Source organism: Sulfitobacter sediminivivens (assembly GCF_042611115.2).
In the GTDB taxonomy this organism is placed as follows: Bacteria; Pseudomonadota; Alphaproteobacteria; order Rhodobacterales; family Rhodobacteraceae; genus Sulfitobacter; species Sulfitobacter sediminivivens.
This window is the reverse complement of sequence record NZ_JBHGAR020000015.1, coordinates 76803-102712: the sequence shown is the minus strand read 5'-3', so window position 1 is coordinate 102712 and position 25910 is coordinate 76803. Positions and strand designations below refer to the sequence as shown.

General features: G+C 55.9%; 21 protein-coding genes and 1 pseudogene. 8 read left to right on the top strand and 14 right to left on the bottom strand.

The window, feature by feature from the left end:
* Positions 1 to 6: 6 nt before the first annotated feature.
* Both asnB and ACEWL3_RS15155 read right to left on the bottom strand, forming a co-directional pair.
* Positions 7 to 1911, bottom strand: a complete 1905-nt coding sequence (gene asnB / locus ACEWL3_RS15160) for an asparagine synthase (glutamine-hydrolyzing) (RefSeq protein WP_386184271.1) — start codon at positions 1909 to 1911, stop codon at positions 7 to 9.
* A gap of 43 nt (positions 1912 to 1954) precedes the next feature.
* Positions 1955 to 3625 (bottom strand): glycosyltransferase family 39 protein, encoded by a 1671-nt coding sequence (locus tag ACEWL3_RS15155; RefSeq protein ID WP_386184269.1) that lies wholly within the window; start codon positions 3623 to 3625, stop codon positions 1955 to 1957.
* A gap of 405 nt (positions 3626 to 4030) precedes the next feature.
* On the opposite strand from ACEWL3_RS15155, the pseudogene ACEWL3_RS15150 reads away from it, so the two are divergent.
* The 3 genes and pseudogenes from ACEWL3_RS15150 to ACEWL3_RS15140 form a co-directional block, all read left to right on the top strand.
* Positions 4031 to 4780, top strand: a pseudogene (locus tag ACEWL3_RS15150) (DDE-type integrase/transposase/recombinase); the annotation flags it as partial.
* A 110-nt stretch (positions 4781 to 4890) separates the two neighbouring features.
* Complete coding sequence (locus tag ACEWL3_RS15145) at positions 4891 to 6666, top strand: glycosyltransferase family 39 protein (protein WP_386184266.1); 1776 nt, start codon at positions 4891 to 4893, stop codon at positions 6664 to 6666.
* A gap of 168 nt (positions 6667 to 6834) precedes the next feature.
* A complete protein-coding gene (locus ACEWL3_RS15140) occupies positions 6835 to 7791 on the top strand; it encodes a glycosyltransferase family 2 protein (RefSeq protein WP_435001098.1) in 957 nt (318 codons plus the stop codon).
* 8 nt (positions 7792 to 7799) lie between these two features.
* Here ACEWL3_RS15140 and ACEWL3_RS15135 read toward each other — a convergent pair whose 3' ends face one another.
* Positions 7800 to 8855 carry a tyrosine-type recombinase/integrase gene (locus ACEWL3_RS15135; RefSeq protein WP_386184261.1) on the bottom strand — a complete coding sequence of 352 codons (1056 nt, stop codon included), beginning with the start codon at positions 8853 to 8855 and terminating at the stop codon, positions 7800 to 7802.
* A gap of 146 nt (positions 8856 to 9001) precedes the next feature.
* Here ACEWL3_RS15135 and ACEWL3_RS15130 point away from each other — a divergent pair, with 146 nt between their 5' ends.
* Complete coding sequence (locus ACEWL3_RS15130) at positions 9002 to 10063, top strand: MarR family transcriptional regulator (RefSeq protein ID WP_386184258.1); 1062 nt, start codon at positions 9002 to 9004, stop codon at positions 10061 to 10063.
* Between the two features lie 4 nt (positions 10064 to 10067).
* Here the strand turns inward: ACEWL3_RS15130 and ACEWL3_RS15125 are convergent, their stop codons facing one another.
* The 3 genes from ACEWL3_RS15125 to ACEWL3_RS15115 form a co-directional block, all read right to left on the bottom strand.
* Positions 10068 to 11504, bottom strand: coding sequence for an efflux transporter outer membrane subunit (locus ACEWL3_RS15125; protein WP_386184256.1), 1437 nt, complete (start codon positions 11502 to 11504; stop codon positions 10068 to 10070).
* 224 nt (positions 11505 to 11728) lie between these two features.
* A complete protein-coding gene (locus ACEWL3_RS15120; RefSeq protein ID WP_386184253.1) occupies positions 11729 to 12748 on the bottom strand; it encodes a ParB/RepB/Spo0J family partition protein in 1020 nt (339 codons plus the stop codon).
* A 97-nt stretch (positions 12749 to 12845) separates the two neighbouring features.
* Positions 12846 to 14258: an AAA family ATPase gene (locus ACEWL3_RS15115; RefSeq protein WP_386184250.1), complete on the bottom strand. Its 1413-nt coding sequence runs from the start codon at positions 14256 to 14258 to the stop codon at positions 12846 to 12848.
* A 399-nt stretch (positions 14259 to 14657) separates the two neighbouring features.
* Between ACEWL3_RS15115 and ACEWL3_RS15110 the strand changes: the two genes are divergently transcribed.
* Positions 14658 to 15662: a replication initiator protein A gene (locus ACEWL3_RS15110; protein ID WP_386184247.1), complete on the top strand. Its 1005-nt coding sequence runs from the start codon at positions 14658 to 14660 to the stop codon at positions 15660 to 15662.
* A 26-nt stretch (positions 15663 to 15688) separates the two neighbouring features.
* Here the strand turns inward: ACEWL3_RS15110 and ACEWL3_RS15105 are convergent, their stop codons facing one another.
* Positions 15689 to 15913 (bottom strand): hypothetical protein, encoded by a 225-nt coding sequence (locus ACEWL3_RS15105; RefSeq protein ID WP_386184245.1) that lies wholly within the window; start codon positions 15911 to 15913, stop codon positions 15689 to 15691.
* A 367-nt stretch (positions 15914 to 16280) separates the two neighbouring features.
* On the opposite strand from ACEWL3_RS15105, the gene ACEWL3_RS15100 reads away from it, so the two are divergent.
* On the top strand, positions 16281 to 16499 hold the full coding sequence (locus ACEWL3_RS15100) for a hypothetical protein (protein WP_386184242.1): 219 nt from the start codon (positions 16281 to 16283) through the stop codon (positions 16497 to 16499).
* A 31-nt stretch (positions 16500 to 16530) separates the two neighbouring features.
* On the opposite strand, the gene ACEWL3_RS15095 is transcribed toward ACEWL3_RS15100, so the two are convergent.
* The 6 genes from ACEWL3_RS15095 to ACEWL3_RS15070 all read right to left on the bottom strand — a co-directional run bounded on the left by ACEWL3_RS15095 (position 16531) and on the right by ACEWL3_RS15070 (position 22516).
* Entirely contained in the window at positions 16531 to 17034 is a 504-nt protein-coding gene (locus ACEWL3_RS15095; RefSeq protein WP_386184241.1) for a hypothetical protein, read from the bottom strand.
* A gap of 69 nt (positions 17035 to 17103) precedes the next feature.
* Complete coding sequence (locus ACEWL3_RS15090; protein ID WP_386184239.1) at positions 17104 to 18171, bottom strand: sulfotransferase; 1068 nt, start codon at positions 18169 to 18171, stop codon at positions 17104 to 17106.
* Positions 18159 to 18425, bottom strand: a complete 267-nt coding sequence (locus ACEWL3_RS15085) for a hypothetical protein (protein WP_386184237.1) — start codon at positions 18423 to 18425, stop codon at positions 18159 to 18161. Before ACEWL3_RS15085 ends, ACEWL3_RS15090 begins: the two co-directional genes overlap by 13 nt.
* 163 nt (positions 18426 to 18588) lie before the next feature.
* Positions 18589 to 19956, bottom strand: coding sequence for a nucleotide sugar dehydrogenase (locus tag ACEWL3_RS15080; protein ID WP_386184235.1), 1368 nt, complete (start codon positions 19954 to 19956; stop codon positions 18589 to 18591).
* Between the two features lie 250 nt (positions 19957 to 20206).
* On the bottom strand, positions 20207 to 21382 hold the full coding sequence (locus ACEWL3_RS15075) for a glycosyltransferase family 4 protein (RefSeq protein ID WP_386184232.1): 1176 nt from the start codon (positions 21380 to 21382) through the stop codon (positions 20207 to 20209).
* Positions 21383 to 21430: 48 nt separating this feature from the next.
* Entirely contained in the window at positions 21431 to 22516 is a 1086-nt protein-coding gene (locus tag ACEWL3_RS15070; RefSeq protein WP_386184230.1) for an NAD-dependent epimerase/dehydratase family protein, read from the bottom strand.
* A gap of 153 nt (positions 22517 to 22669) precedes the next feature.
* On the opposite strand from ACEWL3_RS15070, the gene ACEWL3_RS15065 reads away from it, so the two are divergent.
* Positions 22670 to 23722 (top strand): Gfo/Idh/MocA family protein, encoded by a 1053-nt coding sequence (locus ACEWL3_RS15065; protein ID WP_386184228.1) that lies wholly within the window; start codon positions 22670 to 22672, stop codon positions 23720 to 23722.
* Positions 23722 to 24642: a glycosyltransferase family 2 protein gene (locus ACEWL3_RS15060; RefSeq protein WP_386184225.1), complete on the top strand. Its 921-nt coding sequence runs from the start codon at positions 23722 to 23724 to the stop codon at positions 24640 to 24642. Before ACEWL3_RS15065 ends, ACEWL3_RS15060 begins: the two co-directional genes overlap by 1 nt.
* Positions 24643 to 24661: 19 nt before the next feature.
* On the opposite strand, the gene ACEWL3_RS15055 is transcribed toward ACEWL3_RS15060, so the two are convergent.
* Complete coding sequence (locus ACEWL3_RS15055) at positions 24662 to 25810, bottom strand: glycosyltransferase family 4 protein (protein WP_386184222.1); 1149 nt, start codon at positions 25808 to 25810, stop codon at positions 24662 to 24664.
* Positions 25811 to 25910 lie beyond the last annotated feature (100 nt).

The window sequence follows — 25910 nt, the reverse complement described above, 5'->3', positions numbered from 1 at the left end:
GCGTCTCTAAGTTTCGATATAAAGCTCATGCCACATCATATAATTCAGCAAGCCCCATAGTGGCCGACCATTGTCCCGCTTGCCACTCAGATGATCTTCGATTAGCGCCGAAATCGCCTGCACGCGGAAAATGCCAGTCTTTTCGATATTCTCCGGCCCCAGGTAGCGCATCATCAGATCTTTCAACTCATCCTTGAGCCACCGTGAATAGGGCATTTCCAGCCCAACCTTCTTTTTGTTGAGGATGCTCTCGGGCAGGTCGTTTTCCATCGCCCGACGCATTAAATGCTTCTTGCGCCGGTTCTTCATCTTCATCTCCGCCGGGACCGTGGCCAGAAATGCGGTCAGCTCCGGATCGGTAAAAGGTACCCGTGCCTCTAATGAATGCGCCATGGTCATCCGGTCGTTCTTGATCATCAGATCATCCGGCAGGAAGATGGTTGAATCGATATACATCAGCCCCGACAGTTCCTCGTCGGCATCCGCGTGCTGATAGGCGCGGGTGAAATGCCGCACTGCCGGTTCCAGGGTCCCAGAACTTTCGACAGCATCCGTATAAAGACCTCGCTTCTCAGCCTCACCCAGCACGATCCGCCACCACAGATGCGCCTCTTCGGGTGGCAGATCCAGCCCGCCCAGAAACCGTTTCGCCTTAAACTCAAAGCTCAGCTTTTTGTCCGACACTGGCAGACAGTTGACCAACGGCTTGATGATACCGTTGCGGATAAAGCCTGGAATTTTCCGTGCCTTTTTATACACGTTATAGGCCGCGTGAGTGTCATATCCGGCAAAGGCCTCATCCCCACCTTCCCCCGACAGGACAACGACAACCTCATCCTTGGCCAGTTCACTGACATAATAGGTCGGGATGGCCGAGCCATCACCATAGGGTTCATCCGTGAAGCTCAGGTATTTCGGCAGCATGTCCCGGACCATATCAGCGGTGATGATCACTTCACGGTGCACCGTGTTGAACTCTTTCGCGACAATTCTGGCAAAGGGCAGCTCGTTAAAGCTCTGGTCTTCAAAGCCCACGGAATAGGTATGGATGGGCTCATCGGTGTGCTTGCTCATCAAGGCCACCAGTGTGCTGGAATCCAGTCCGCCTGACAGGAACACACCGATCGGCACATCAGCGATCAGTCGACGCTCAAGCGCCTTGTCCATCAGTTCATATGAGCGTTCAATCGCATGATTTTCGGTGATGCTGTGATCAACGGTGAAATCCAGATCCCAATAGCGTTTCGTGGTGGTCTCACCATTTGCCGAGACGCTCATGTGATGCCCCGGCTGAATTTCATAAATCCCCTCAAATGCGGTCTGTGTGCCGGGTATATAATTGAAGGTCAGAAAATCATGCAGCGCCTGCATGGACGCTTTGCGTTCGACACGCTCATCCGTAATGATCGCCTTGATCTCGGATCCAAACCGAAAATGGTTTTCATCCTGCTGATAAAAGAACGGTTTAATCCCATAACGATCCCGGGCCAGATGCAGCATCTGGGCGCGCTGATCCCAGATCGAAATGGCAAACATGCCGTTCAGTTCGGCCACCATGTCCAGGCCAATCTCTTCATAAAGATGGATCAGAACCTCGGTATCGGTGCGCGAGCAAAACACATGACCGCGCTCTTCCAGCTGGTATTTCTCTTTCAGCTCCCGAAAATTGTAAATCTCACCGTTAAAAGCGATCACCACGCTGCCATCTTCATTGGTCATCGGCTGATGCCCGTTATAGGACAGATCAATCACCGCCAGACGCCGAAACCCCAAAGCCATACGATCATCCAGCCAGATACCATCATCATCCGGCCCGCGATGCGCGAGTGTCTTGGCCATTCTGGTGATCAGCGTTTCATTTGTCGCCGCCGCCTGTGGATCAAGCCGCAAGATCCCACAAATTCCGCACATGTTAATTAATTTCCTTCAAAAAATTTCCTAACCCACAATACTGTCATGACGCAGGCCGTGTGTTTTCAAGACAGACCACCACCGTTCCACCATTCAAAGACCCCCAGAACCGTTTCACCACTGAATAGTCCTGTTCGATCAGGGCCAGAAGACCGGGATAGGCGGTTTTGGCATGAACCGGCATCGTATAGATCAGCCAGATACGCCCGGTCACAGGTGCCAGACGGCTCAGATCCTCAAGCGTATCCACATTCTCCCAGCCCATGCCGTAATAGGCGTTGAACGGGAAACCGGCGATGCCAATGGTGACAATTCTATCGCCTTTTTTCTGTTCGCGCTCAATCAGCTCAATCGCACCGCTGTAGTCCTGTTTCGGCAGATAGACATAGCGCAAAGACAGACAGGAAACCGACACGATACCAACGCAAAACAGCATTCCCATCCGGACAGGCCAGAGCCCCGGCAGGTAAAGAAGACGGCCCAGATACTGCCCACTCAGCACCGCGCCGCGGATCAGGATGATGATGCCAAACCCCATGCCAAAAAAGAAAAACCGCGGGAACAGCGTGTAACCAATACTGGTCATAGCCGCGAACCCTACCACAACAGGGATCAGGAACAGCGCCGCCATTGCCGGCCTGGTCCGCAGAAAATCCAACAGGCCAATCCCAAAGATCACCAGCGCCACCAGCGCCACAGCGCCCCCGGCAAACCCGACCTGCACCGCGTTCACAATCTCCATCAAAGCCCAAAACGGATTGGTCCATTCGGTATCCGGGCCCTGCAGGCCAGAATTTAGCAGCGCCCCGCCAACCACGCTCGGCAGAACCAGCGCGTAGGCCTGAAAGGTCAGAAGACCCACAGGAATAAACCCGTAGAACAGGCCATTCCACCGGTTTGGCGTAGAGCGGAACAGAGTAGCGCCCCAGATCGCGAAATGGGCCAGTGCCACAAGCCCCATAGTCAGATGTGTAAAGGCCCCCAGTCCAACCGCCAGACTATATAGCAGCCATTTGCGCGGGCTGCCCTGCCGGATCGCATCCAGCAACCAGGCACTGGACAGCAGCGTGAAAAACAACAGCGCAGTATAGCCGCGCGCATTCTGGCTGAACCAGATATGATGAAAGGAGAATGTCATCAGGGCGATGGCAAACAGGCTTTCGCGGATGCTGGCCACTCGGCGCGCTAATGCATAAAGCGCCACGATACTGCCAATTCCGAACAAGACAGCCGGCAACCTCAGAGCCCAGACAGTGTCCCCAAACAGGGACAATGACAGCCGCGCCAAGACGCTGAACAACACGTGATTATTGGCGTCATGATAGGTGCTGACAATCTGCCCTACGGACAGGGGCATGTAATTCACATGGGTCAGCATCTCATCAAACCAGATGCCTGTATCGAGACTGTAAAACCGCAAAACAATCGCACATAAGAGCAGCGCTATAAAAATAGCCGTCTCTGATTGGGTAGCTTCGGCAAAGCCAGAAGAAGGGTCAGCGGACGGATAATACGTCGACAAAAACCGCAACAGCAGAGTATACGCTCCGATCGTGACAAGCCCACCCTTAAACAGCTGCGCGCCCAGAACAAGCTGCGGATTACCTATCGCCTTGGTGCCCTGCAGCAGCCAGATCAGCGAATCCGATGCCACAAACAACCCCAACAGAATGAGGGAAACCCCGAGAGCTATGTTGATATATGCCGTATTCATTGAGCCTTTGGTCTAATACCTATAATCGTGTTTTCGTCTTTATAAGTGTTGAAGCTTTTTTAATGTCTGAGCGCCTTCATAACCGCGTAATCTGGTTTTGTCGTGATCTGAAATTTAACGAAATAGCCATATAGTATCGGATTGGTTATCAATGTGCCTTTTGGTCGGCCATTGGTAAAGGATTCAATACAAACAAAGGCATGGAAGACATAAAATTATAGGTTCAACATTGCTTAACTGTCACATCCCGGACGGTAGTATGGCTGTTTCTTGAACCAGTGCCGCTCAACGCGATGCCGTCTTTTCAATTTGTAATTGTTCCATCCCAGACGATCACATAAATCGTCGCCGCTCTGCATTTTTAATGGCAAGATCGGTTTTGGGTGACATCCGGGAGGACGTTCAATGCTGATCAATCTTCATAGCCAGGCGATGACGACACCCAAAGTGCGGGCGGAAATTCAAGCGAGTGACGAGCCTGCTTGGGTTCTGGCGGAGCGGTACGGCACAACCGAACAGACAGTGTGGAAGTGGCACAAGCGCGATAGTGTAAATGACCGCAGCCACACAGCGCACCGGCTGGAAACAACGCTCACGCCTGCGCAAGAGGCCATTACAGTGGCCCTGCGCAAGACGCTGCTGGTGTCTCTCGATGACCTGCTCGCCGTGGTGCGCGAGTTCCTGAACCCGGATGTCTCGCGCTCAGGGCTGGATCGGTGTCTGCGGCGGCATGGCGTGGGCAATCTGCACGATTTGAAAGCAAAGGTGGCACGGCCCAAGCCCAGCGGCTTCAAGGCATATGAGCCCGGATACCTTCATATCGACGTGAAATATTTATCGCAGATGGCCGATCAAACGTCCCGTCGTTATCTATTTGTCGCGATCGACCGGGCTACCCGCTGGGTGTTCATTCGTATCTACAGCAGCAAGACAGCGGCCAACGCGCGCCGCTTTCTGCGTGATCTAGAGCGGACTTGCCCACTGCGCATCCGAACCATACTCACGGACAATGGGAAGGAGTTCACCGACCGTCTCTTTGGCCCGCGCAAGCGCGCGCAAAGCGGGAAACATGAGTTCGACAAGCTCTGCGCCGAACTGGACATCGAACACCGCCTGACGCCGCCCACCTGCGCCAGAAACCATCGTACCAATGGACCAAAAGCCAATCATGCACTAACTTTCAATATGGACCACTCAAGTGGGGCTGCTCACTTTCAGTTTGACAAATACCAAGGCTTAAGACGAAGGGTATCTGGTAAGCTTGGATGCAAATTTTGAAAAAACAACTGATGTCATTACTCTGTAATCACTTCTCTTTTTTCACTCGGCGGAAAAACCGGAGACTGCTTATCGTGGGTGTTCTTACCGTTATTCTTGGCCTAACAGCGGCACTAAGACTGTGGGGAATAGACATTCGCAGCATATCACATCCAGAGGTATATGTTCCCGGCATAGATCTTATTGCGCATCACTCAGAACCGCCACCGCGCCACACATTGACTGAAACACTCCACTGGCATTACCACGATGAGCCACATCCAATGGGATGGTATCTGGCCATGTTGGCCTGGACCAACGTTTTCGGCACCTCGCATCTGGCCTTGCGCTTACCGGGTGTCTTGTTCGCTCTGGGGTCTGTCCCGCTTATTTTCGCAATTGCGCGCAAAAGCTTCGGAACAGCTGTCGGCGGCCTCGCCGCCCTGATGCTCTCACTGCATGGGTTCCATATTTTCTGGAGCCAAACAGCCCGCATGTATGTCGCAGGAGCTTTTCTGGCGTTGCTGGCAACCTGGCTTCTTCTGCGCCTTACCAAAACGCCCAAACCCCTGCCCAGGCTTGAAATCTGCTATATCGCGACGATCATAGCGGGCGTTCTTACAGTAGAGTTCTTCTGGCCTCTCATCATGATTCATATGTTCTGGGCCATGCTGGTTTTGCAGCGCCCTGCTATCGGAACAGACAAATCAAGCGGTCAAATCGGGTTTAGCAAAGCACCAAGGGTGCTCCAAACCCAAACCATCGCCTTCATCATGGCTGTCCCCGCGCTGACACATGCGGTTTACAGGGCACGCAAAGGTGCCGCACCAGACCCGTCTACAGATTTCCTGATGGAATACTTTTCGTTTGGCTTCCTGTTTGCAAAGGATGAGTTTGCGATCCCTGCGCTTCACATAGGCCCGGTCTGGACCGGGCTCCTGCTAGTGTTTTCGCTGATCCTTTTGCTGTGCAGTTTAAAAGCCCCTAAGCGGGAAGCCCCGCTTACTATTCCACGTCAAAGCATTCCCATATGGATTCCGATCGTGGCCGCAATCATATCGGCCAGTTTCATGTTCTGGCTGGCGTCAATTGCTCATCGGCGCAACGAGGCCCTGATGACCTTGTCCGTTCTGCCATTCATTGCACTGATCATCCCGAGTTTAGCCTCGGTCTGGCGCAGATATGTCCCGCGACTGCCTTCCAGCTCTCTGCACCTGCTGCAGGAAAAGACAATCTTGTTATGGCTAATCGCGGTGATATCGCCGCTGGTCCTGTTTGCGATGTCTTATAAAGTGTCTATTCTAGCCCCAAGGGCCTTTCTGATCTTTATACCCTATTATCTCATACTCTGTGCCGCCGGGGCGCTTCATGTCATCCGTCATCAACGGCTCAGATGGGTAGCCGTGAGTGTGACCCTCCTCGTGTTTGCCGCCAGTATACCCTATTCCGCCCACAAGCCCGGCTCCCCTAATGACTACCGGGGTCTGGCTGAAAGCATGCAGACCGAGATGCAAGCCGGGGACTATATCCTGCTAAGAGACCGCGACTGGGTCGACACTCCTCTGCTTTATTATATGCCTAACGCACAGTTAATCGTATTGAACTATGTGGCCGCTCTGAAAGCAGATCCGGATGCGCGCGTCTGGTTGATCACATGGCCTTCCACAGCTCAACCTGTGATCAATGATGCACGCCGCGAAGCGCTGAAGAATTATCACCACGTGTTAACTCTCAAGAAACTAAGGGCGTCCGCCGAGCTCTTTGAACGAAATACAGACCCATAACCATTTATCAGCCTATACACCTAGAGAAACAGAACATTGCAGCCAGCAAATATGTTTGATCTTATTTTAGGGTACAAATAAACCTGATCGACGTCAGGCTGATATCCGAAAGTAACGCCAATGAGACATAAAACTCCGAGCCGGCCGTCACAGGCACAAAACACTGTCGTGGCACCGCCCACGCTCAGTATCGTTGTGCCGATGTTCAACGAAGAAGACGTGCTGCCAATCCTGTTCACCCGCCTCGGGAAGTTTTTTGATCAGGTCGGGGAAACCTTTGAGATCATCTGCATCAATGACGGCAGCACAGACCGTACAGCAAAACTCCTGGTTGAAGCGCACAATAAAGACGACCGGATCAAAGTTATTAACTTCTCACGCAACTTTGGAAAAGAAGTGGCTCTAACCGCTGGTCTTGATGCATCATCAGGCGATGCGGTTATTCCATTTGACGCGGATTTGCAGGACCCCCCCGAGCTAATCATAACTTTTCTCGAAAAGTGGCGTGAAGGTTATGACGTTGTCTGTGGTGTACGGCGGCAGCGGGGCACCGATACCGCCATAAAACGTTGGTCGGCAACAAATTTCTACCGGGTGATCAACCGGCTTTCCGGTGTACGAATTCCCACCAATGCAGGGGATTTCCGTCTGATGGATCGGCGGGTTGTGCGCGAAACATGCCGTCTGCGCGAGAAAAACCGCTTCATGAAAGGTCTTTTTGCTTGGGTCGGCTTCCGACAAACATCTGTGCCCTATGACCGACCAGAGCGCGCGGCTGGACAAACCAAGTTCAGTTACTGGAGGCTCTGGAACTTCGCCCTGGACGGAATTACTGGTTTCAGTTCTGTGCCGCTACACATAGCTGGCTATATTGGTATGCTGACGGCTGTCATCGCTGTCATCTATGGTTCTCTTCTGTTCATACGCACATTGGCTTACGGAGTCGACGTCCCCGGCTATGCCTCGATTATGGTCGCGGTGCTTCTGATCGGCGGATTGCAACTGATCGTACTCGGCGTGATTGGTGAGTATCTTGGCAGGCTTTACGAGGAATCGCGAAAACGCCCGCTCTACATCGTCGAAAGCACACTTGGACTGCCCCACCCTGAGGATACGTACCGCTGAAATAGACTCTATTCCAGCAAATCTGTCGCCGGATTTTCGGTAATCTCCACATCATCGTAATAGCGCTGAGCTTGCAACGCCGACCGATGCAAGCTCAGCCGCATCGCAGCCTGAATAGGTGCACCATCCAGAGCCGCCTGCGTCAGAAACCCTGAACGCAACCCGTGGGGGGTGGCGTAATTTTCAGGCAGACCAGCCTGTTGCAACCTTCGTTTGAGGATTTGGTAGATGGCATCAGGAGACAACCCTCGGGCAAGCGGTCGGTCGGCCTTGCTAATTGCCCGGAAAAGCGGGCCGTCCCCGATACCCCCTGCATCGATCCATGCCACAAGCAGCCGGGCCGCCCGCCCCTTCAGAACCAGCCGTGGTGTTCTACCTTGCTGGGTGGTTTTGGTTTCAACCATATTCAGCCATATCAGACCCTGTTTTTCGAAATCCTCCAGGGATACATCCTCACACCGGAACCCCACGATTTCGGACCGTCTGCGTCCGCCCGACGCCCAGCCAACCGCCAAGATTGCACGGTCACGCACCCCGCGCAGGGACGACCCACAAGCCTCAAGCAGCGCCTCAAGTACCTCACGGGTGATCGGGCGGGCGGATTTGGGTGTATGGGGACGGGCAGCGGCCCGGCGCGCTTTGGTGCGGGCCTGTCGGATAAGGGGGGCCTCAAACGGACTATTCAGATTGCGCATCCGGTGAAACGCTCGCCAAGAGGCAATCCGCCGGTCCAGCGTAGACGGGGCCGGGCAGGTCAGCGATTTTCTCAATCCGGCTTTGATCAAGGTCTCGGCTGTCACACGGGCCGGATCGCCCAGATCGGCATCCCGCAAATCACGCGCATGGTCCAACAGAAAACTCAATGCAGTAGACTCTGTTTCGGGCCAGTTTAGTCCCTGTTTCAGGCGAATTCCCTTCCAGGCGGTCAAATAGATCAAGTCCCGTTCATAGGCGCGCAGTGTGTTGGCCGGGGTGCCGCGAACATAAAGGTCGGTCAGAGCAATCTCATCGGTTTTGGAAAGAACCGGAGGCACGGTCAGCGAAAGCGCGATAGCCTGTGTCATCGCTCCATCCTGCGGAAAATTCGTGTTGAATACAATAGACGTGATAATCTTTTCTTATCATGTTTAATATGAAAACAATAAAAACCCACCTGTAATATGCATTTTTATGCTATTTTGCATATGTAGTTATGAAGCACCTGAATATAATGAAGAATACTGATCAAGAGCACAATAGCCCCAGGTCTCTCTACGACCCACAGGACAGCCCGGAAGAGGACCTATGGTTTTTACCAGGACCTGACGCAGAGACCATAGAGGAGCCCCTCCTCTGGCAGTTTACAGATCGCCAGACACTGGATGCAGCCATCTGGCGCGATGCAGAATGCGCGAATGCGGTTCCTCTGGCACGGGCTGCTCAGGCCTATGGCGCGCTCCATGACCGGCTGAGGCAGTCTCCAAACGCGTTGAACCGGATTGCGCTGATGCAGGTCGCTGACCTCAGCTGGCATCTGGGCGACCGGCTGACCGAAGACAGAATCGCCCTTTATCTTGCAGCGCGCATTTCACATGCCCGCGATCAGATGCCCGCTTTCGAGCGGGCCAGTTGGGCATATCGACGGCTTACAGACCGCCAGGAGGCAAGACCGGGGCAATTGGCGGATTTTCTCGGTCGCACCCCTGTAAAAGCCCCTGCTGCTGACCCTCTGCCGGTTGATCGGCCTCAGGGCACCGAATTTGCGGCTCTTGAGGCAGAATTCTGGGACGGCCTGTCCGATATGTCAGACAGCCATCCGATCACCCGTGCCGGTTTTGCCTGGCAACTTTGGAGCCGACTGGACCTTTCAGGAGAAACCAACCGGATTGAAGGCGCGGTGGTAGCCGCCCGAATTGGATCCGGCAACCCTGCAACGGGCCTGCGGTTTCTGCCCCTGAGCCCTGTCCAGCGCGGAAATACTCCCACAGACCGGCTAGCTGCTTTTTATGCTGGAACAGAGACTATATGCCTGCGCGCGCTCATGCAGTTGGATCGCATTGCAAGCTGGCGGGACAAGGCCAATACCGCAACTGGACATCTGTCAGGCCGCACTCCTGCCCGCCTGATCGGTGCCCTGACCGACTGGCCAATACTGTCAGCCGAAGCACTGGAAACCCTTACTAGGGTCTCCCGCGCCGCTGTGCAGCGCAATATTGATAAGCTGGAAAAGCTCGGACTGATCCGCGAAGTGACAGGCCAGGGCAGGTTTCGCATGTGGCGGGCTTTGACGTAGGGCCCTAATCCTCGACAGCCGCGGCGGCGATCTCCTGCGACACTGGACTATCCTTGTGCCCACCCACGTTGCTGCCGGCTCCAATGCTGATATTGAGCAAAACAAAATTCCGCCCCAACTGCCGCACCTCATTGGCCAGCACCACATCTGCATCGGCGATATTTTCTTCGGTGTCGATCAAATCGCGGATGGTTGCTGAACCACGCCCAACCTGATCACGGGTCAGATCACGAGCCTCTCGGTAAAGACGCACTGACCGACGGGCTGTCCTAGATGACTCGGCGCTGCCCTTGTAAGCGGCGCGTGCATTCTCAACATCCCGCAACGCACTCAGAACGGTCGATTTCCACTGCTCATGCGCCTGTCTTGCCTGAGAGTGACGCGCTGCAACCCGCGCTTTAGGTGATTTATCCAGTAGTGAGGGGAACACAATCGACGGACCAAAGAAATACTCCAGCCCCTCCAGCCCGCCGACGCGGACGGGTCCGATCGACCCGCCCAGCGACAGCCGCGGATACAGATTGGCCCGCGCCACACCTATTTCGGATACAGCAGCGTAATAGCTCCGTTCGGCGATCCGGATATCAGGGCGATTCCGCAACAGATCCGCAGGGATACCTATATTGGGTGCCAGATTTGGCTGCGGTTGGTGAACATAGCCATCAAGATTGAACCCAAGCGTCCCCGGTGCCGCCCCGGCCAGCACAGCGATATCGTTCTTGATGCTTTGAATCTGAGCCTGCAGAGGGGGAATCTGGGTCTGAGTTTCAGCAACCAACGCTTCGGTCCGGACCATCTCTACCCGTGTGGTCGAGCCTTGGTCAAACAGACTGCGTGTCAGACCTACCGTTTTGCGGCGGGAGGCCAACTGTTGGTTGCGCAATTGCAAAAGCCGTTGATTGTAACGCAGGTCGATATAGGCGTTCGACATGTTGAGTATCAAAAGAAGGCGCGCGGCATCCACCTCGGCCGCTGCTACCTCAACCCTAGCACCGGCGGCTTGTAACTTTTGTTTGCGCGACCCATAGGGATCAAACAGCCAATTGGCCCCAAGCGCGGCCTCGGAGCGGGTACTTGGACCATTCCCCGAACCTATTTGGTCCCGCCGCCGGATGGATGCTGTCGGTGTTAGGTCTCCGTTTGGTGGTACCCCTTCAAGGTTGCTATGGGCCTCAATCACACGCTCACGGGCGATCGCAAGATCGATGTTACCTTCTAGGGCCCGGGCAATCAGAGCGTTCAGTGTTCTGTCATCCAGATTTTTCCACCAGAGATCATTGGTCAAAAGCAACGGTGCGCCATTTGGAACGGATTTGTAGGAACGCGCAAAATTGAAAAATGGCTTGTTATAGGGCTCTTCAGTTGAACACCCAACAAGCCCAAGAATGCTGACCATAAAATAGCCAACAACCGGCGCCAAACGCCTAAAAATCTTTTTCATATCACTGCCCGCCTGCCTCGTTGAGCCGTCTGTGCGGCTTTATCAATTGCGGTTGTTATTCCAGAAAATCTGCCACATCTTCGTATTTCGAACAAGCGCGCAGAGCCATTTTCGGCAAGCATTCGAAAAATTTGGCAAAAACCACACAGTCGCAATAGGCTCGCCCACGCCGATCCGAGTTCTCCTGAGCGTGGTCAAAAGTGTTTCGCGCGCGAAACATCGGCTTACCTGCGGCGATGCAACCACTCCCGCAGGCTGTCCAGAAACGCTTCGGACATATCCGGACCCGACAGGGTTAACTGCGCGCCGCCTTTCTTCACGTCAATCCGGACACCACCAATCGTTTCAAATCGACCCGGAACAGACTCTATTACAGGGGAATTAGACTCTAATTTGGCGGCGCGGGTCAGGGCCTGCGTCAATATTGCCGCCTCTTGCTCGGCGGTCTCGGCGGGGTGTTCATTCAATGCCCGCGCGATGCGCCGGGTGGCGTTCTGATCTTCCTTGAGTGCTTTGACCACTGCCAGCCCCAACCGTTCCGGGATCGCCGAGGCAAAGCGCAGATGCGCGTCCAGCGCGTGATAAAGCACCATGAACGAGCCGATCTTGGAACGTTTCGCCCGGCTGGCCGAGGCAAAAAGCCCGCGCAAGGCGGCGGCTTCGTCGGGATAGACCCCCTGCTCTGCTGCGCGTGCGGCGATCCGGGCACGTTCGTAATAGGACAACCCGACACGTATCTCGTTTTCCTCGACCATCGCCAGATAGGCTTCCGAGGCGCTCTCGGGGCGCCGCAGCAGCGCCAGAACGCTGGCAAAGCGGTCTTCCCCGGTCTCAGCATGCAGAGCCTTGAGCGCCGTCAGGCGGCGCCATCCCGAGATCAGGCCAAACCGACCATCCTCAAGAGCAACCACTTCGATCGGCGTTTGCTGGCCCCGGCTCCGCAAGCTGGCCATCAAGGCAGACATCTCATTGCCATCAGCGACCAACCGGTCACGCACCAGATGGCCTGGATCCACCCCCTCAAGCGGCAGGGCCTCGACCAGCCGCCCATCCGCGCGCGCGGTGCGCAACGCGTCAGTCACCTCTTCCAGTGCCGCCTGCGTGGCCGTGGAGCCCGCCACCTGGGCGATTGGCGGACTGTGACGCGCCACACCCAATGGAAACATCAATTTGGTTTCAGGTGCCGGGGTGTTTTCGTCCAGATAATGAGGACGGGCAGGGGTCAATCGCTTGCGTTTCGCCATTGTCAGTCTCCTTTTTCCGCCTGTTTAGACTCTATTTTTGCATATCCTGTTACGCCACCGTGCGGTGCCATTGTTTCGCGTGCGAAACAGGTGCGTCTCACTGCGCCACCTCTGGTTCTCCAGCGGCGTCAGCCTGCTGCGCAAGATCCTCGCGGCGCCAGATGCCGATCAGCAGCCGCTTGAAGGCGGCATAGGTGGCATCAAAGGTTTCGCGACCCCGCACATAGGTTTCGCGGTTGAAATCGCGGTAATCAGCCTCGTAGATGCCGCTGACCTGTTCGCCGGCCTGACCGATCAGTGCGGTATACCCCTGCCAGTGCGGGCTGAGGGTCCGGCCCAGATAGGCCTGCATCAGCCCGGCCAGTTCGGCCTGCTGGCTGCCGTCATAGCGGGTGATGAGTGTGCGCACGGCATCCCATTCAAATGCCATCTCCGAGCGCCCCAGGGCGCGAGCGGCCATGTTCTCGCCGTCCTCGATGGATTGAAAGGTGGAATGCAGCATGTCGAAAAAGCGCCCCGTTGAATCAAACTCAAGGAATGATGCGCCCATCGGCACCAGCAGAATATCCGAGGCCGCAAGGCCGTTGATCGTCAGATACCCAAGCGCCGGCGGGGTATCGAGAAAGACGATGTCATAGTCATCCAGCACGCCGTCCTGGGCCAATGTATCGCTCAGCGCATCCCATAATTTCCAGCTGCGCCCCTGCATCCGCCAGACCGGGATCTGAAATTCAGCCCAATAGAGATTAAGCTGCGCCCCGATCAGATCAATATTCGGCCAATGGGTGCTTTGGATCAGATCCGCACTACGGGTTTTCAGCGCCTCTGACAGCGTGTCATCGATCGGGTGGGGGGTATCGCCCCGGTCAAGCCGTCTTTGGTTGTCCTGCTGCAAATGGGTGGCGTAGTGGCGTGCCAGAAGCGGAAACACCGTTTGCCATTCATCCTTGACCTGCCCGCCAAAGATCGAGGTCATCGAGCCCTGGCTATCGAGATCAATCACCAGCACCTTGTAGCCATCAAGTGCGGCCGACATCGCCAGATGCGCACAGGTCGAGGTCTTGCCGACCCCGCCTTTGAAATTGGCCACCGCAACCATCTTGGCCGGCAGGCCCTTGGGACGGTAGGGCAGGTATTCCTTGGCCTTCGATCCCTCAGAGGCGAAATGGGCCCGCAGACGCAGAACCTCATCAAGGGTGAACCACTTGGCACCCGCTGTCGTGTCCGAGCGCCCCTGAGGCAGATCAGGGTTGGCCTTGAGCACCCGGCGGAAATGCGCAGGGGCGACCGGGATCAGATAACGGGTGATTTCCCAGGTGGAAAACATCCGCAGTTTTTTATGCCCGTCCTCCTGCAAGCCGCGGCTGGCCAGATCGGCCCGTCCCCGCGCACAGGCCTCGGCAATGTCAGAGAAGTCGCCGGTTGTGGTGGGGTCACCCAGCTCTGCAAGCGCATCGTCGGGGGTGATGTTGAAATAAGGGGGAAGCCCGTCATGCGTGCCTGTTCGCATTGGTAAACCTGTCTATGTGATACCTTTTTGGCAAGGTACCACAAAACATCGCACATGGAAGGGAAATGAGGACAAGCCCGGTTTTTCTAAGCAAAAGAGCAGGGATTTGCCATTTTTTATAAGGGCGGTTGTGTGAGGTGCAAATATTTTCTGGTTATGAATCTGTTAATTTATAGTTACGGGATTTGGCATTGTGCCAAACATACTGATTATACAGGGCTTTTGGGCGCTTTATCTGGTTTGGGTGACTCTGATCCCACGATAGAATGACTCTGAAGCCACGATAATACGATTCCGATCCCACGATGGCGCGGCTTTACGGAGCCTGTGGATAACTTTAGGTTGGGCGTCAATAAAACCACGAAAAAAGATTCGGGCAGAATTGATGGGCAGGGCAGTATGAGCGGGGCAGGGGCGCTGTTGCCGGAGCGGCATCCGACAGCGGATTTTTTCGTTTGCGATATTTTTGACGCGTTGCCCAAGGATGATCTGGCCTCGATGGAGCATCCGATGTTTTCGCTGTCGACACGGCCGGACCGGCGGATCCTGAACTATGCCCATAACGGGGTTGAAATCACCGTGACGCCGTCGGTCAAAGGGCTGGCCACGATCCACGACAAGGACATCCTGATCTTCTGCATCAGCCAGCTGATGGCCGCGATCAATGCCGGCCGCGCCGTAAGCCAGGTGTTGCATCTCAAGGCGCACGACCTGCTGGTGGCGACCAATCGTGAAACCAGCGGCGATGGCTACAAGCGGCTGGCGCAGGCCTTTGAGCGGCTGGCAGGCACGCGGATCACCACCAATATGTCCACCGGCGAGACCGAGACCACCAGGGGCTTTGGCCTGATCGAAAGCTGGGAGATCGTGCGCCACAGTCGCGCCGGGCGGATGGCCAGTGTCAGCGTGAAACTGTCGGATTGGTTGTTCCGTGCGGTGCTGGCAAAATCGGTTTTGACCTTGAACAGAGACTACTTTCGCCTGCGAAAGCCCCTGGAGCGGCGGATTTATGAACTGGCGCGCAAACACTGCGGGCGTCAGCCTGAATGGCGCATCTCGGTCGAGGTGCTGCTGAAGAAATCAGGCTCGGCCAGCCCGCGGCGGGTGTTTCGAAAAATGATCCGCGACATGATCGTGGCGGATCATCTGCCCGATTACGAGATGTTTGAAGAACCGGGCGATATCATCCGGTTTTGCCGCCGTGGTCAGGTTGTGGAGGGCCCCGACCGGCCGGCTCTGTCACCCACAGCCCTGGAACAGGCCCGCGCACTGGCCCCCGGCTGGGACGTTTATGCGCTGGAGGCCGATTGGCACAGTTTCTGGGCCAGCACAGGGCGGCCCGCGCTCAGAAGTCCCGATAAGGCGTTCTTGGGCTATGTGGCCAAGCGAATGGCGGCCTCATAAGCGCGCCCGACGTTGCAGCATCATATCTATCCAAAAGGGGGGAGGTTGCCCGGAAGGGAGCTGCCGGCGGATTTGCCAGTGGCAAAGCAGGGTTCGCCAGTACGGACAAAAACCGCGCCAGCGAGCACGGCCAGCCATCCCGCCAAAGTATAGAGCCATAAGGACATCAGGACAGAATATCCGGCCAGAAACGCCGTACTTCCTGCTGTGGTCCCGGCAATAATGCCCAATCCGATGAGGCCCAGTATCATGCTCGTATCCTCCACAATGCAAATTGCACCCAAACGCGTTTGCAAGGGCAGTTTTATTTTTGCTTTAGCATACCCTGCTTGAATCTATGGCCAAAGTTGGACCCCGGCACCTAGTTTTTCATTAAGTTAGCCATGAAAATCCTCAAGTTTTCTAGCTATTTTATAGGAGGAGGGCAAAAACAGCCGATTTTTGCTGAAATTTCAGTGTGAGTTAAAAATTATACCAAATGTTGTGTAGGTTTGGTACTAAACAACAAGATACCGGGAATGTCCCTACGTTAAGCCCTGAGTTGCCGCAATCATGTCAAACTTCTGTCGATATTGCGCTTTAGCCTGTTTTAATTCAGATGCTTAGGAGCGCTTAAGAATGAACAAGCCGATCAGTCAGTCCGAAAAGCGCCAAAAGCTTTTCGCGCTCTTGCAAGACAGCGAGCATAGCCCGAACCACTTAACCATCCCGGTGCCGCAACCGCAGCCGCCGCGCCCATCCGCTCAGACGATCCGCGCGCAGCGTCAGGCAGAAGAGGTTCATAATATGCTCAGAAAATTCGTGAACCCGAACGCAGATCGATGGTCCTTGCTCTGAACTCCTAAAGCCTATTGATAAAATGCGCTGTTTACTGCTCCGGGCGTTCATCCCGGGGCTGATCCGGTGTTTTGCTTTTCTTCAGGAAGCGTTTGACCGGATACCAGACAAATCCCACGATCAGCAGAACTACAGCACCGATAAGGGCGATCAGAGTCCCGATAGCGCTGAGACCGGCCCCTGGGCCCACATAGGCAAGGGCGGCTTGTGGCAGTATGATGCCAGCTAACAGAACGGGTATCATCCAGAATTTGGGATCAGGCATTTTATTCACCATATTAATAATACTTATCTTGATCATTGGTTTTGAATCTAACTTACGAGATGCTCTATGACAACGCTGGGCTGCGTCTTGCAGTCTTATGGGGATGGTTGTTTTATCTAAAAATAGCTTGACCATATCTCGCTGGAGGTCATCGGTGCCCTGTGTTTCAAGAAGTGCAACACGCCCGGTTTGGCCGGGTTCTCCGCTGAAGTGGTCTGGGAACGCTTTACATTCACTGTTTAGAATCCATTTGCGCTTTATTTTTTCCATTTTGTCGGTCTCCTGCGTCAAATCTTTGCAGCCTTTTGGAATACAAACCTGTTTCGGTGTTGTTTTCGTTTAGGTCTCTGAGCACTGTCTGTACAGCGCTTCGGCTTGATCCCGCAGCGGGCTACGATAGGCGGCAAGCGTGGCATCGGGTGGTGGGACCGGTCGGAAATGCCGGGCAATATCTGGCGCGTGTGATATGTCAAGGTCAAGCCGCTCGCAAAGGTTGATCCCGGCTGTATTTCCTTGGCGGCACATGTCTTCGTAGCCAAGGATCTGCAGCTTCTCGCGATGTTGGTTGATATGCCGGAAGGCGCTGATCCAATAAGCGAGCCAGTAATCAAGGCAGGCAGGCGTCAATCCGTCTGACAGCCTGGCAAAATCTTCAAACAGGATCGGGCGGTGCAGGGTGCCAAACTCAAAATGCCCTATATCCTGCATATATCTACGGGAGAATGGGTCATCGGCATGGCGGGTCAGGAAATTCTTGTGCTGTCGGTGAAGTGAGGCGGCATGAGTCAGTGGATGGCGCATAGGAACCAGAATATCTGCTTCGGGGAATATCTCGGAGATTAGTCCCAGCCGAGAAATATTGCCGTTGTTCTTGGAGATATAGCGCCCAGGGCCAGGCTGGCCTTTGCAGCGTAGAGCAACTATTTTTTTGAAATGCCGCTTCAGAAAGGTGCAGGCTTCATCCTTGAAATCCTGCGCGGTGCCAAGAGCTATCCCGTCCAGTTTAAAAAATTCGGGCCAGAACGCTTTCCAAATGACTTCCTCAAAGGCTTCGGGGCTATCAAATCCGATGGTTATCCCGTCGCCATGGGCCCGCTCCTGCAAATAGGCCTGTTTGCCGAACTTTCCGCTGAGACGGGACCACAGCAAAGGGGCCATCAAGAAGGGCATGTCGCGGTAAAGGTGAGGGGCCAGATCAGGCACCGAATTTAGTGCGGTTAGCAAGATGGTCGTGCCAGCTCGGGGTAGCGATGTGATAAAGATCGGCGGTCCCGTCTCGATGTCCTTAAGATCACTCTGAAACATCCGCTCTTCTATCTCTGCGGCCGTGATCTGGATCCCGGGAGAGGAAAAGGCGATGCGATGGATCAGCCTGTCGAGTCGGGAATAGTTGTTTAGCGCGACCATAAGCGTGTGCCTGCCACATAGCCGAGCGTGATGATTGCGGTTGCTATCAAAATCACTTCCCAGCGTTCCATAAAGGCCAGGGTGGCCGCCAGGGGGGCAAAGCCTGTCAGATCGGCCATAAGAACTGGAATGAAGGCTGCCGCCAGGGCCAGAAGGCTGCGCAAGATCAGGGATCCGGCCAGCACCAGAAGGCTGACTGCCGCCGCCTGAACCGCGCGTTCACGGGCCAGCTCGTCCAGCGTGGGGTCGCGCATATTATGCAGGGCATTGCGTGTTGTAATTATCGCATTTTTTGCAATAGCGACAATATTGGCGCACCAAAACACAAGTAAAAATAGCCCGGCGGACAGGGCTGTGATAACAATCATGACAATCATGTCGGGATTTTTCGGGATTGATTAGAACACAGCGATCCACTCATATCTTGATCAGCCGATCTCCATCCACCGTGATCCCTGATTTGTCGAACACATTCCGGGTGTCGAAAATCAGCGCTGCGTGGGATGCAACCAGCCCATAATCTGTTGCGCTGTGATCGGTGATGATAGCCACCGCCGCGTAGCGTTTCACAGTGTCCGCCGTCAGCGGAACCGATTCCCGTCCGGCAAGCCGGGGAAATTCACCCCCTTCAGGCAGGCGGGGAAAGAACGGGTCATGATAGGCCACCTCGGCCCCGAGATTTTCGAGCTGTTCCAGCAACACCAGTGCGGGGCTGCGGCGGGTGTCTTCCACATCGCGCTTATAGGCGATCCCCATCAGAAGGATCTGTTGCCCGGCCAATGGTTGTGTGGGATCTGAAGCCTCGTCGGCGCGCGCGGTCAGATCTGCGGCGATCCGCGCAGCTAAGGCGGCGGGCACGCCATCGTTGCTGTGACGGGCCAGATCAATCAGCGGTGTGGCCGATCCGACGTCTGTCGCGCGCCAGGACAGATAGGCGGGTGAGACCGGGATACATGCCCCGCCTATCCCAGGACCGGGATAGAAGGGCATGAAGCCAAAGGGCTTGGTTGCGGCGGCTTCAATCACCTCCCAAACATCCACCCCCATGGCTTCAAGCGCGATCTTCAGCTCGTTGACCAGCGCGATATTGACGGTGCGAAAACTGTTCTCGACCAGTTTGACAGCCTCGGCCGTTGCGGCTGAGCTGACAGGCACAGCACTGGTGACAATCACACTATAGAAGTCTTCAATCAGCTGGCGCGACAGTGGATCATCTGCGCCGACCACTTTGGGAATGCTGTGGGTATCAAACGTGTCATTGCCTGGATCTTCGCGTTCAGGCGAGAACCCGAGGAAAAAATCAATCCCCGCGCGCAGCCCACCGGCTTCTAGGATCGGCCGAACCAAATTGGTGGTCGCTCCCGGCCAGACGCTGCTTTCCAAAACCACCAATTGCCCGGGCCGCAGCTGCGGTGCAATATCTTCGGCGGCCGCCGACACAAAGCGCATATCCGGGTTTTGTTCAGGCGTGAGGGGGGTCGGCACGCAGATCAGGATGATATCTGCATCCGCCAGCGCCGCACTGTCCTGCGTGGCCCGAAGGTGCCCGCTGTCAACCGCGCGCGAGATGCGCTCGGGGGCAAGGTAGGAAATGACCTGTTCGCCCTGCATGATCCGCTTCACGCGTTCAGGGCTGAGATCGACGCCGGTCGTGTCAAATCCGGCATCATAAGCGGTCAGCGCCAGTGGCAGCCCCACATAGCCCAGGCCCACCACAGCGACCCGGGCGTCGCGCGTCGCAATGCGTTGTTTGAGGGAGAGTTGGTGTGAAGATTCACAGTTCATGATGTGCCTTGGTGATATGAAGTTGAAATCTATGCAATTAATGGGTTTCCGGGAAAAACCGGACCTTTTCAACGGATAAGGTGGAATGTATGCAGAATCCAACAAATTAGTAAAATACTATATAAGGCGCATATTTCTGTTTCCAGATTTGCGGCAATCATAGCTTAGATGTTAGATTGTTCATGAGTGGTTCTTTCGTTCCTCTGAACCCCATCGGCAAAAGAGATGGGCGGGAAGGAGCCCCGACTACCTATCTGTGCCGCAACGCTTGACGGAACGATCTTTCGGCCAATTCCGCCCCTTTGTCCCAGCCAAAATGCGCCGCCTGTGCCAGGGCCTTGTGGGACAGCGCATCGCGCAGTCCCGGCTCGGACAGCAAGCGGATGGTCTGTGCGGCCAGTGCATCGCTTGACAGCGGATCAAAATAAAGCCCGCCATCGCCCACCACTTCCGGCAGGCTGCCCCGGTCCGAGCTGAGCACCGGCGTGCCGCAGGACATGGCCTCGAGCGCGGGCAGTCCGAACCCTTCCCAGAGCGAGGGAAACACCAGCGCATCGGCGGTATTGAGCAGGGTTGTAAGCTCTTCATCATCAATCTCACCGGTAAAGACGATACTTTCAGATCGCGCCGTGTCTGCGGCGGCACTGGCCTTGAGATCCTCAACATTGTCCCAGAACCGCGCGCCGGTGATGCGCCCGACGATGGCCAGTCGGGCCTTTGGCACCTGCTCGAGGATGGCGGGCATGGCCTCAATCAACCGCAGCACGTTCTTGTGGCGGTTGAACCCGCCCAAGTAAATCAGCAACGGCGCATCCGGAGGGATGGCATATTTTTGCCGCGCCTGAGCCATGCGGGCAGCATCACGGATCGGGCGAAAGACCGGTTCCGCCCCTTCGGTAATGATGTCGATGCGGGTCTGGGGGATGCGCAAGATGCGTGCCAGATCATTCGCCGAGGCCTGAGAGATCGTCATCACCCGTGTTGCCTGCATCTTCGCCAGCCAGCATTTTGCCTGCCACAGCCGGAAATTCAGACGCTTGGGGAAGATCAGGTCAGGGAACCGTTCAGGGATGGTATCGTGATAACAGACCACTGATGGCCGCCGGGCGGGGAGGGGAAAATAGGAATAGACTGCCGGGTAGAAAAACAGATCACACTCCAGCCGTCGTGCGGCTTTGGCCATGGTGATCAGGTCAGCTCCGCCGCGGGCCGCCGCCCCTGAAGAGGCCTCGGACATAGATGTATCTGATCCCGCAACCACGACATCAACCCCGTCCGGGACAGGCCGGGTGGGGGCCTGGTCGAACAGAAGCGTATAGCGAAACCCGGTATCGCGCGCCGCCAGCGCCGGGATCAGGTTGCGGGTGAAGCGGCCAAAGCCGCGCTCATTTTCCCAGGAACTGGCATCAACACCAATATGGATCAAATTTTATCATCCTTGAAATAGGTCCGCCAATGCTGGCATGCGGTTGGGTCATTTGCCATAGCGGGCTTTCAGATAGGCCTCGGTTGCGGCCAGTCCCCGCGCGAGATCATGTTTGGGCTCATATCCCAACCGGGTGCGGGCATGGTCGATCCGGCAGATGCCTTTGGTGGAGAACAGCTCGAGCATATAGCGATCAGGATAGGTATCACCTCGGGAGGTCATCCGCCGCTTGATACTGCGGACGAGTGTTTCAAATCGGTCCCGGCCAAGCAGCTGTCGTGCGGTGGCGCTGATCCGGGCTGCAAGCGGGGGGGTGTCGGGTATCCGATGCGGCGTATCCGGGGGCAGCCGGTTTTCAAGCGCGTTGCGCCCCTCGTGGCGAATGGCCCCTGCGCCGATGATCTGTGCATAGCCGTTCAGCAAGTCCGACCACGCAGCAGGGCTTGCGCCGGAAATGATAAACCGTTCACGGCCCAGATCCGTCAGCACGGCTGCACGCAGCATCGCTTGCACCAGATCATCCACAAAGACGACGTTGCATAGCCCTTCTGGGTCGGGCAACACCACAGTACCTGCCGCCAGCCAGTCGGCCAGCCGGTCGGTCCAGAGCATGCTGCCGGGCCCATAGATCAGCGTTGGTTGCAGGATCGCAGCGCGGCAGGGCCCGCTCATCAGGGTTTGCTCCATTGTCATCTTGGCCTGCCGATACGGGGTGCCTCCGGGGCGAGAGACAGGGCTGCCTTTGGCCAGATCCGCCTGCGGCCATCCATCATAGACAACGATCGAGCTGACATGAATGATCCGTTTGATATCCGCGGCCTCAGCCGCTGCCATCAGAGCGTTGAACCCCGCCAGATTGGTGGCTGCGGGCGCGCGCATGTCATAGGCGAGATGAAACAGCACATCCTGTTCGCGCAGAGCCGCGCCTGTCACGCTGGGGTCATCCAATGCGCCGATCACCACATTCGCCCCCATCTGACGCAGCATCCGGGCGCTGTGGTGGCTGCGTAGCAAAGCCGTGACATGCGCTCCGTTTTCCAAAAGCGCCGGAACCAGCCGGGCCCCGACGAATCCTGTGCCCCCGGTCACAAGAACTCTCTGACCTCGTAATTTTTCTGACCCGGAAAACTTCATTGTCTCCTATCCTTCCCCAATCCGGGCAATGGTTGCAAACCGTTGCGTTTAAGAAGCCTAGCGCAGTAAAAATGTGCATGCTACTGCGCGTGCAAATGAATTACTGCTATAGAGACCAGGCGTGACGTCGGGCAATTGTAAATGAGGAATTTGATGAAGATCGGTGTAATTGGTGCTGCTGGAAAGATCGGTCAAATGCGGGTTCAGAATATTATTGAGAACCCCGAAACGACGCTGGTTGCCGTGATGGATATGGAGATGCACCGTGCCGTGGCAGTGGCCCATGATGCGCAGGCGTTCACGGATTTGGACCGGTTTTTTGAGACTGATATGGATGCGGTGGTGATCTCAACCCCGGCCCATGTGCGCGAAGCGCTTTGCATACAGGCGTTCGAGCGCGGCTTTCACGTACTGACCGAAAAACCGCTGGCCCCGACGGTAGAAGGTGCCCGACGAATAGTCGCGGCTGCCAAAAAAGCGGGCAAGGCTTTGGGGGCCGGGTTTAACATGCGGTACTATCCGTCCTTTGCCTATGTGAAGGACATTGTGGCGTCCGGTGTGATCGGAGAGATCGACCACGTTCGGGTTTATGGCGGCCATGACGGGCTGGGTCACTTTACCCATGACTGGGAATATCAGGCTGAGTTTTCCGGCGGTGGAGCGCTGTGGGATGTGGGCATTCACATGACCGACATGACCCGCCACATCCTGGGTGAGATCACCAGCGTGTACGGCGTGGCCACCAACACGGTCTGGAATGTGCCCGGATCGGAAGACAACGCAATTGCAATCTTCAAGAACCCCAAGGGCATTCCAGCGATCTATCAAGCCAGCTGGATTGACTGGAAAGGTTATAAAAGTGCCATAGAAGTCTACGGCGCGTGCGGAATGGTGCGCGGCACCTACGCGCCGATGCAGAATCTTTTGATCACGATGGACAAACCCGGCGGGGTGGCAAAAAAAACCCGCAAATTTTATCCTGAGATCATGCTGCGTGAAAAACTGAAATCATGGAAAACAACGGCCGTGGCATCGTTTGGTGCAGAGCTGGCTGATTTTGTCCGGCTGACCCGGGCGGAGGCGGGCTTGCGTTGTGCCGATGGCCATGCCGGTCTGCGGGCTATTGAAATTGCCGCAGCCGTGCCGGAAAGCACGCGTACCGGGAACCCGGTTACACTGAAAAATCTTGGGGATATGACAATCTGATGCGTAATGATCCGACCCTTTCTATCGTTCTGACCATCGTGCAGGGCGGCACCTATGTGCGTGACTTTCTGGAAGCGGTGCGCAGTTTCGATGACCCGCCGCCGCTGGACGTGATCATCCCTTATGATGCCAGTGTTGCGGATGTGGCGGACTATGCCAAAGACTTCCCCGAGGTGACGTTTCTTGATCTGGGTGTGATTAATCCGATCCGCCCGATCACATCTGAGGCTGGCAAGCACGAGCTGTATGACCGGCGCCGCTCGGCCGGTCTGGCGGCGGCCAAAGGCGATATTATCGGCATTCTTGAAGATCGCGGATTGCCGCAGGCCGATTGGGCGCGCACCATTGTCCGGCTGTATGCCGAGACCGGTAAGAATGTGATCGGCGGTGCAATTGAATGCATGGAACCGGTGAGCACGTTGAACTGGGCCTTTTACGTCACGGATTTTGGCCGATACGGTCGCCCGTTTGAAACTGGTGCCGCCGACTGGGTATCGGATGTGAACCTGACCTATAGCCGCAAGGCGCTGGATGAAACCCAGCACCTGTGGAAGGACCGTTACCATGAGCCGATCGTGCACTGGTATCTGATTGAGCAGGGGGAAGAACTGTGGCTGTCCAATGAGGTGGTTGTGCACCATCGCCGCCCCAATGCGACCTTTAAAGAATTGCTGCCCGAGCGGTTCGACTGGGGCCGGCTTTTCGGTGAGATCCGGATCCGCAACCAGAGCACCCCGAAGCGTCTGGCGCTGATTGCTGCGGGCCCACTGATCCCACCGCTTTTGTGGTTCCGTCACTATAAGTTGCAAGCCAGCAAGGGCCGCGGCATGCGGTATCTCAGGGCGTTGCCCTATGTGATGCTGCTGTCAACTGCGTGGACTCTGGGCGAAGTTTGGGGATATATCACCAAGCGGCCTTAGTGCGCAGGCGGCAGGACCTCTAGGTGCGTGCCAGCTCGTAATAGGTTTTCTCAAACTGACGGTGAACCCAATCGGGATCAAATCGGTCTTCGCGGCTACGTTTCAAGGCGTTTTCGGCAAGCAGCATACGGCGGTTCTCATCTGACAGGACATCTGCAACTGCCGCACAGATTGCGTCAACATCGCCGATGGGGACAACTGCGCCAACAGTGTTATCGATCAGTTCAACCACACCCGAACAAGCGGTGGCGACAGCCGGGGTGCCGGCCTGAAACGCTTCGACGATGGTGAACGGCAACGCCTCCCACCGTGAGGTCAGCAAGAACAGATCCGCAGCGCGCAAATAGCGGATCGGCTGTTCGGTGCGCCCGACGAAATTGAGGTGTTTGCCCAGCCCCTTGGCTTGCGCCATCGCCCGTAGCATCGCTTCATCCGGGCCATCACCGGCCACAACAAAGCGATAGCCAGGATGGGTGTGCTTCATTCGGGCGACACAGTCGATCAGGATGTCGATCCCCTTTTGATGCAGCAGGCGGGCAAGTGTGACAATCACCCGGTCGCCGTCGCCAAGAAGCGTTTTGCGCAGGGTAGCGATATCCTTGGCGCTGTCCTCGGGCGGGGGGGACACCCCCAGCCCGATCACCTTCAGCTTGGCGCGCGGCACGCCTCCGATCGTCGCGAGATCTTCGGCCGAGCGGTGGCTGGGTGTGATCACCAGATCGCATTTGGCGGCGATCCGGCCAAAATCGGCGATGCGTTCGGGCTCGGATCCGTGATAGGTGACCGCCACCGGCACCCGCCGCCCGATCCGGGCAATATTGGCCACCAGAGCCGGCGCAGATTCGTGACAATGGATCAGATCGACTGGGTTTTTTGCCAGATGGTGCCGCAGGTGCCAGGCCGCAGATAGTGTATGGCGTAGTCTGTTGGCGATATTGCCACCATCCCCCGCGACATAGCGGGTTGGCAAATCAAGAAAATCTTCTTGGGTGCCCGGTCCGGCCCAGACATCGGCAGTTCCGGCCAGGGTTGCTTTATGACCGTGGCGGCGTAGCCAGTCGCTGAGGCCAAGAATATGACGGGTGATGCCCCCCATGCCAAATTGGGTGCCCATTTCAAGAACATGAAGCGGTTTGGAGGGGGTATCGGTTTCTACTGTATCCTGCATCCTAGTTCTTTCTTTACAGTATGCTGCATTCGTTACCTTGATAGTAAGCCCACTCCTGCCAGGTCTGTCAGAATTTAATATAATGAGCGGAGATGGTTCT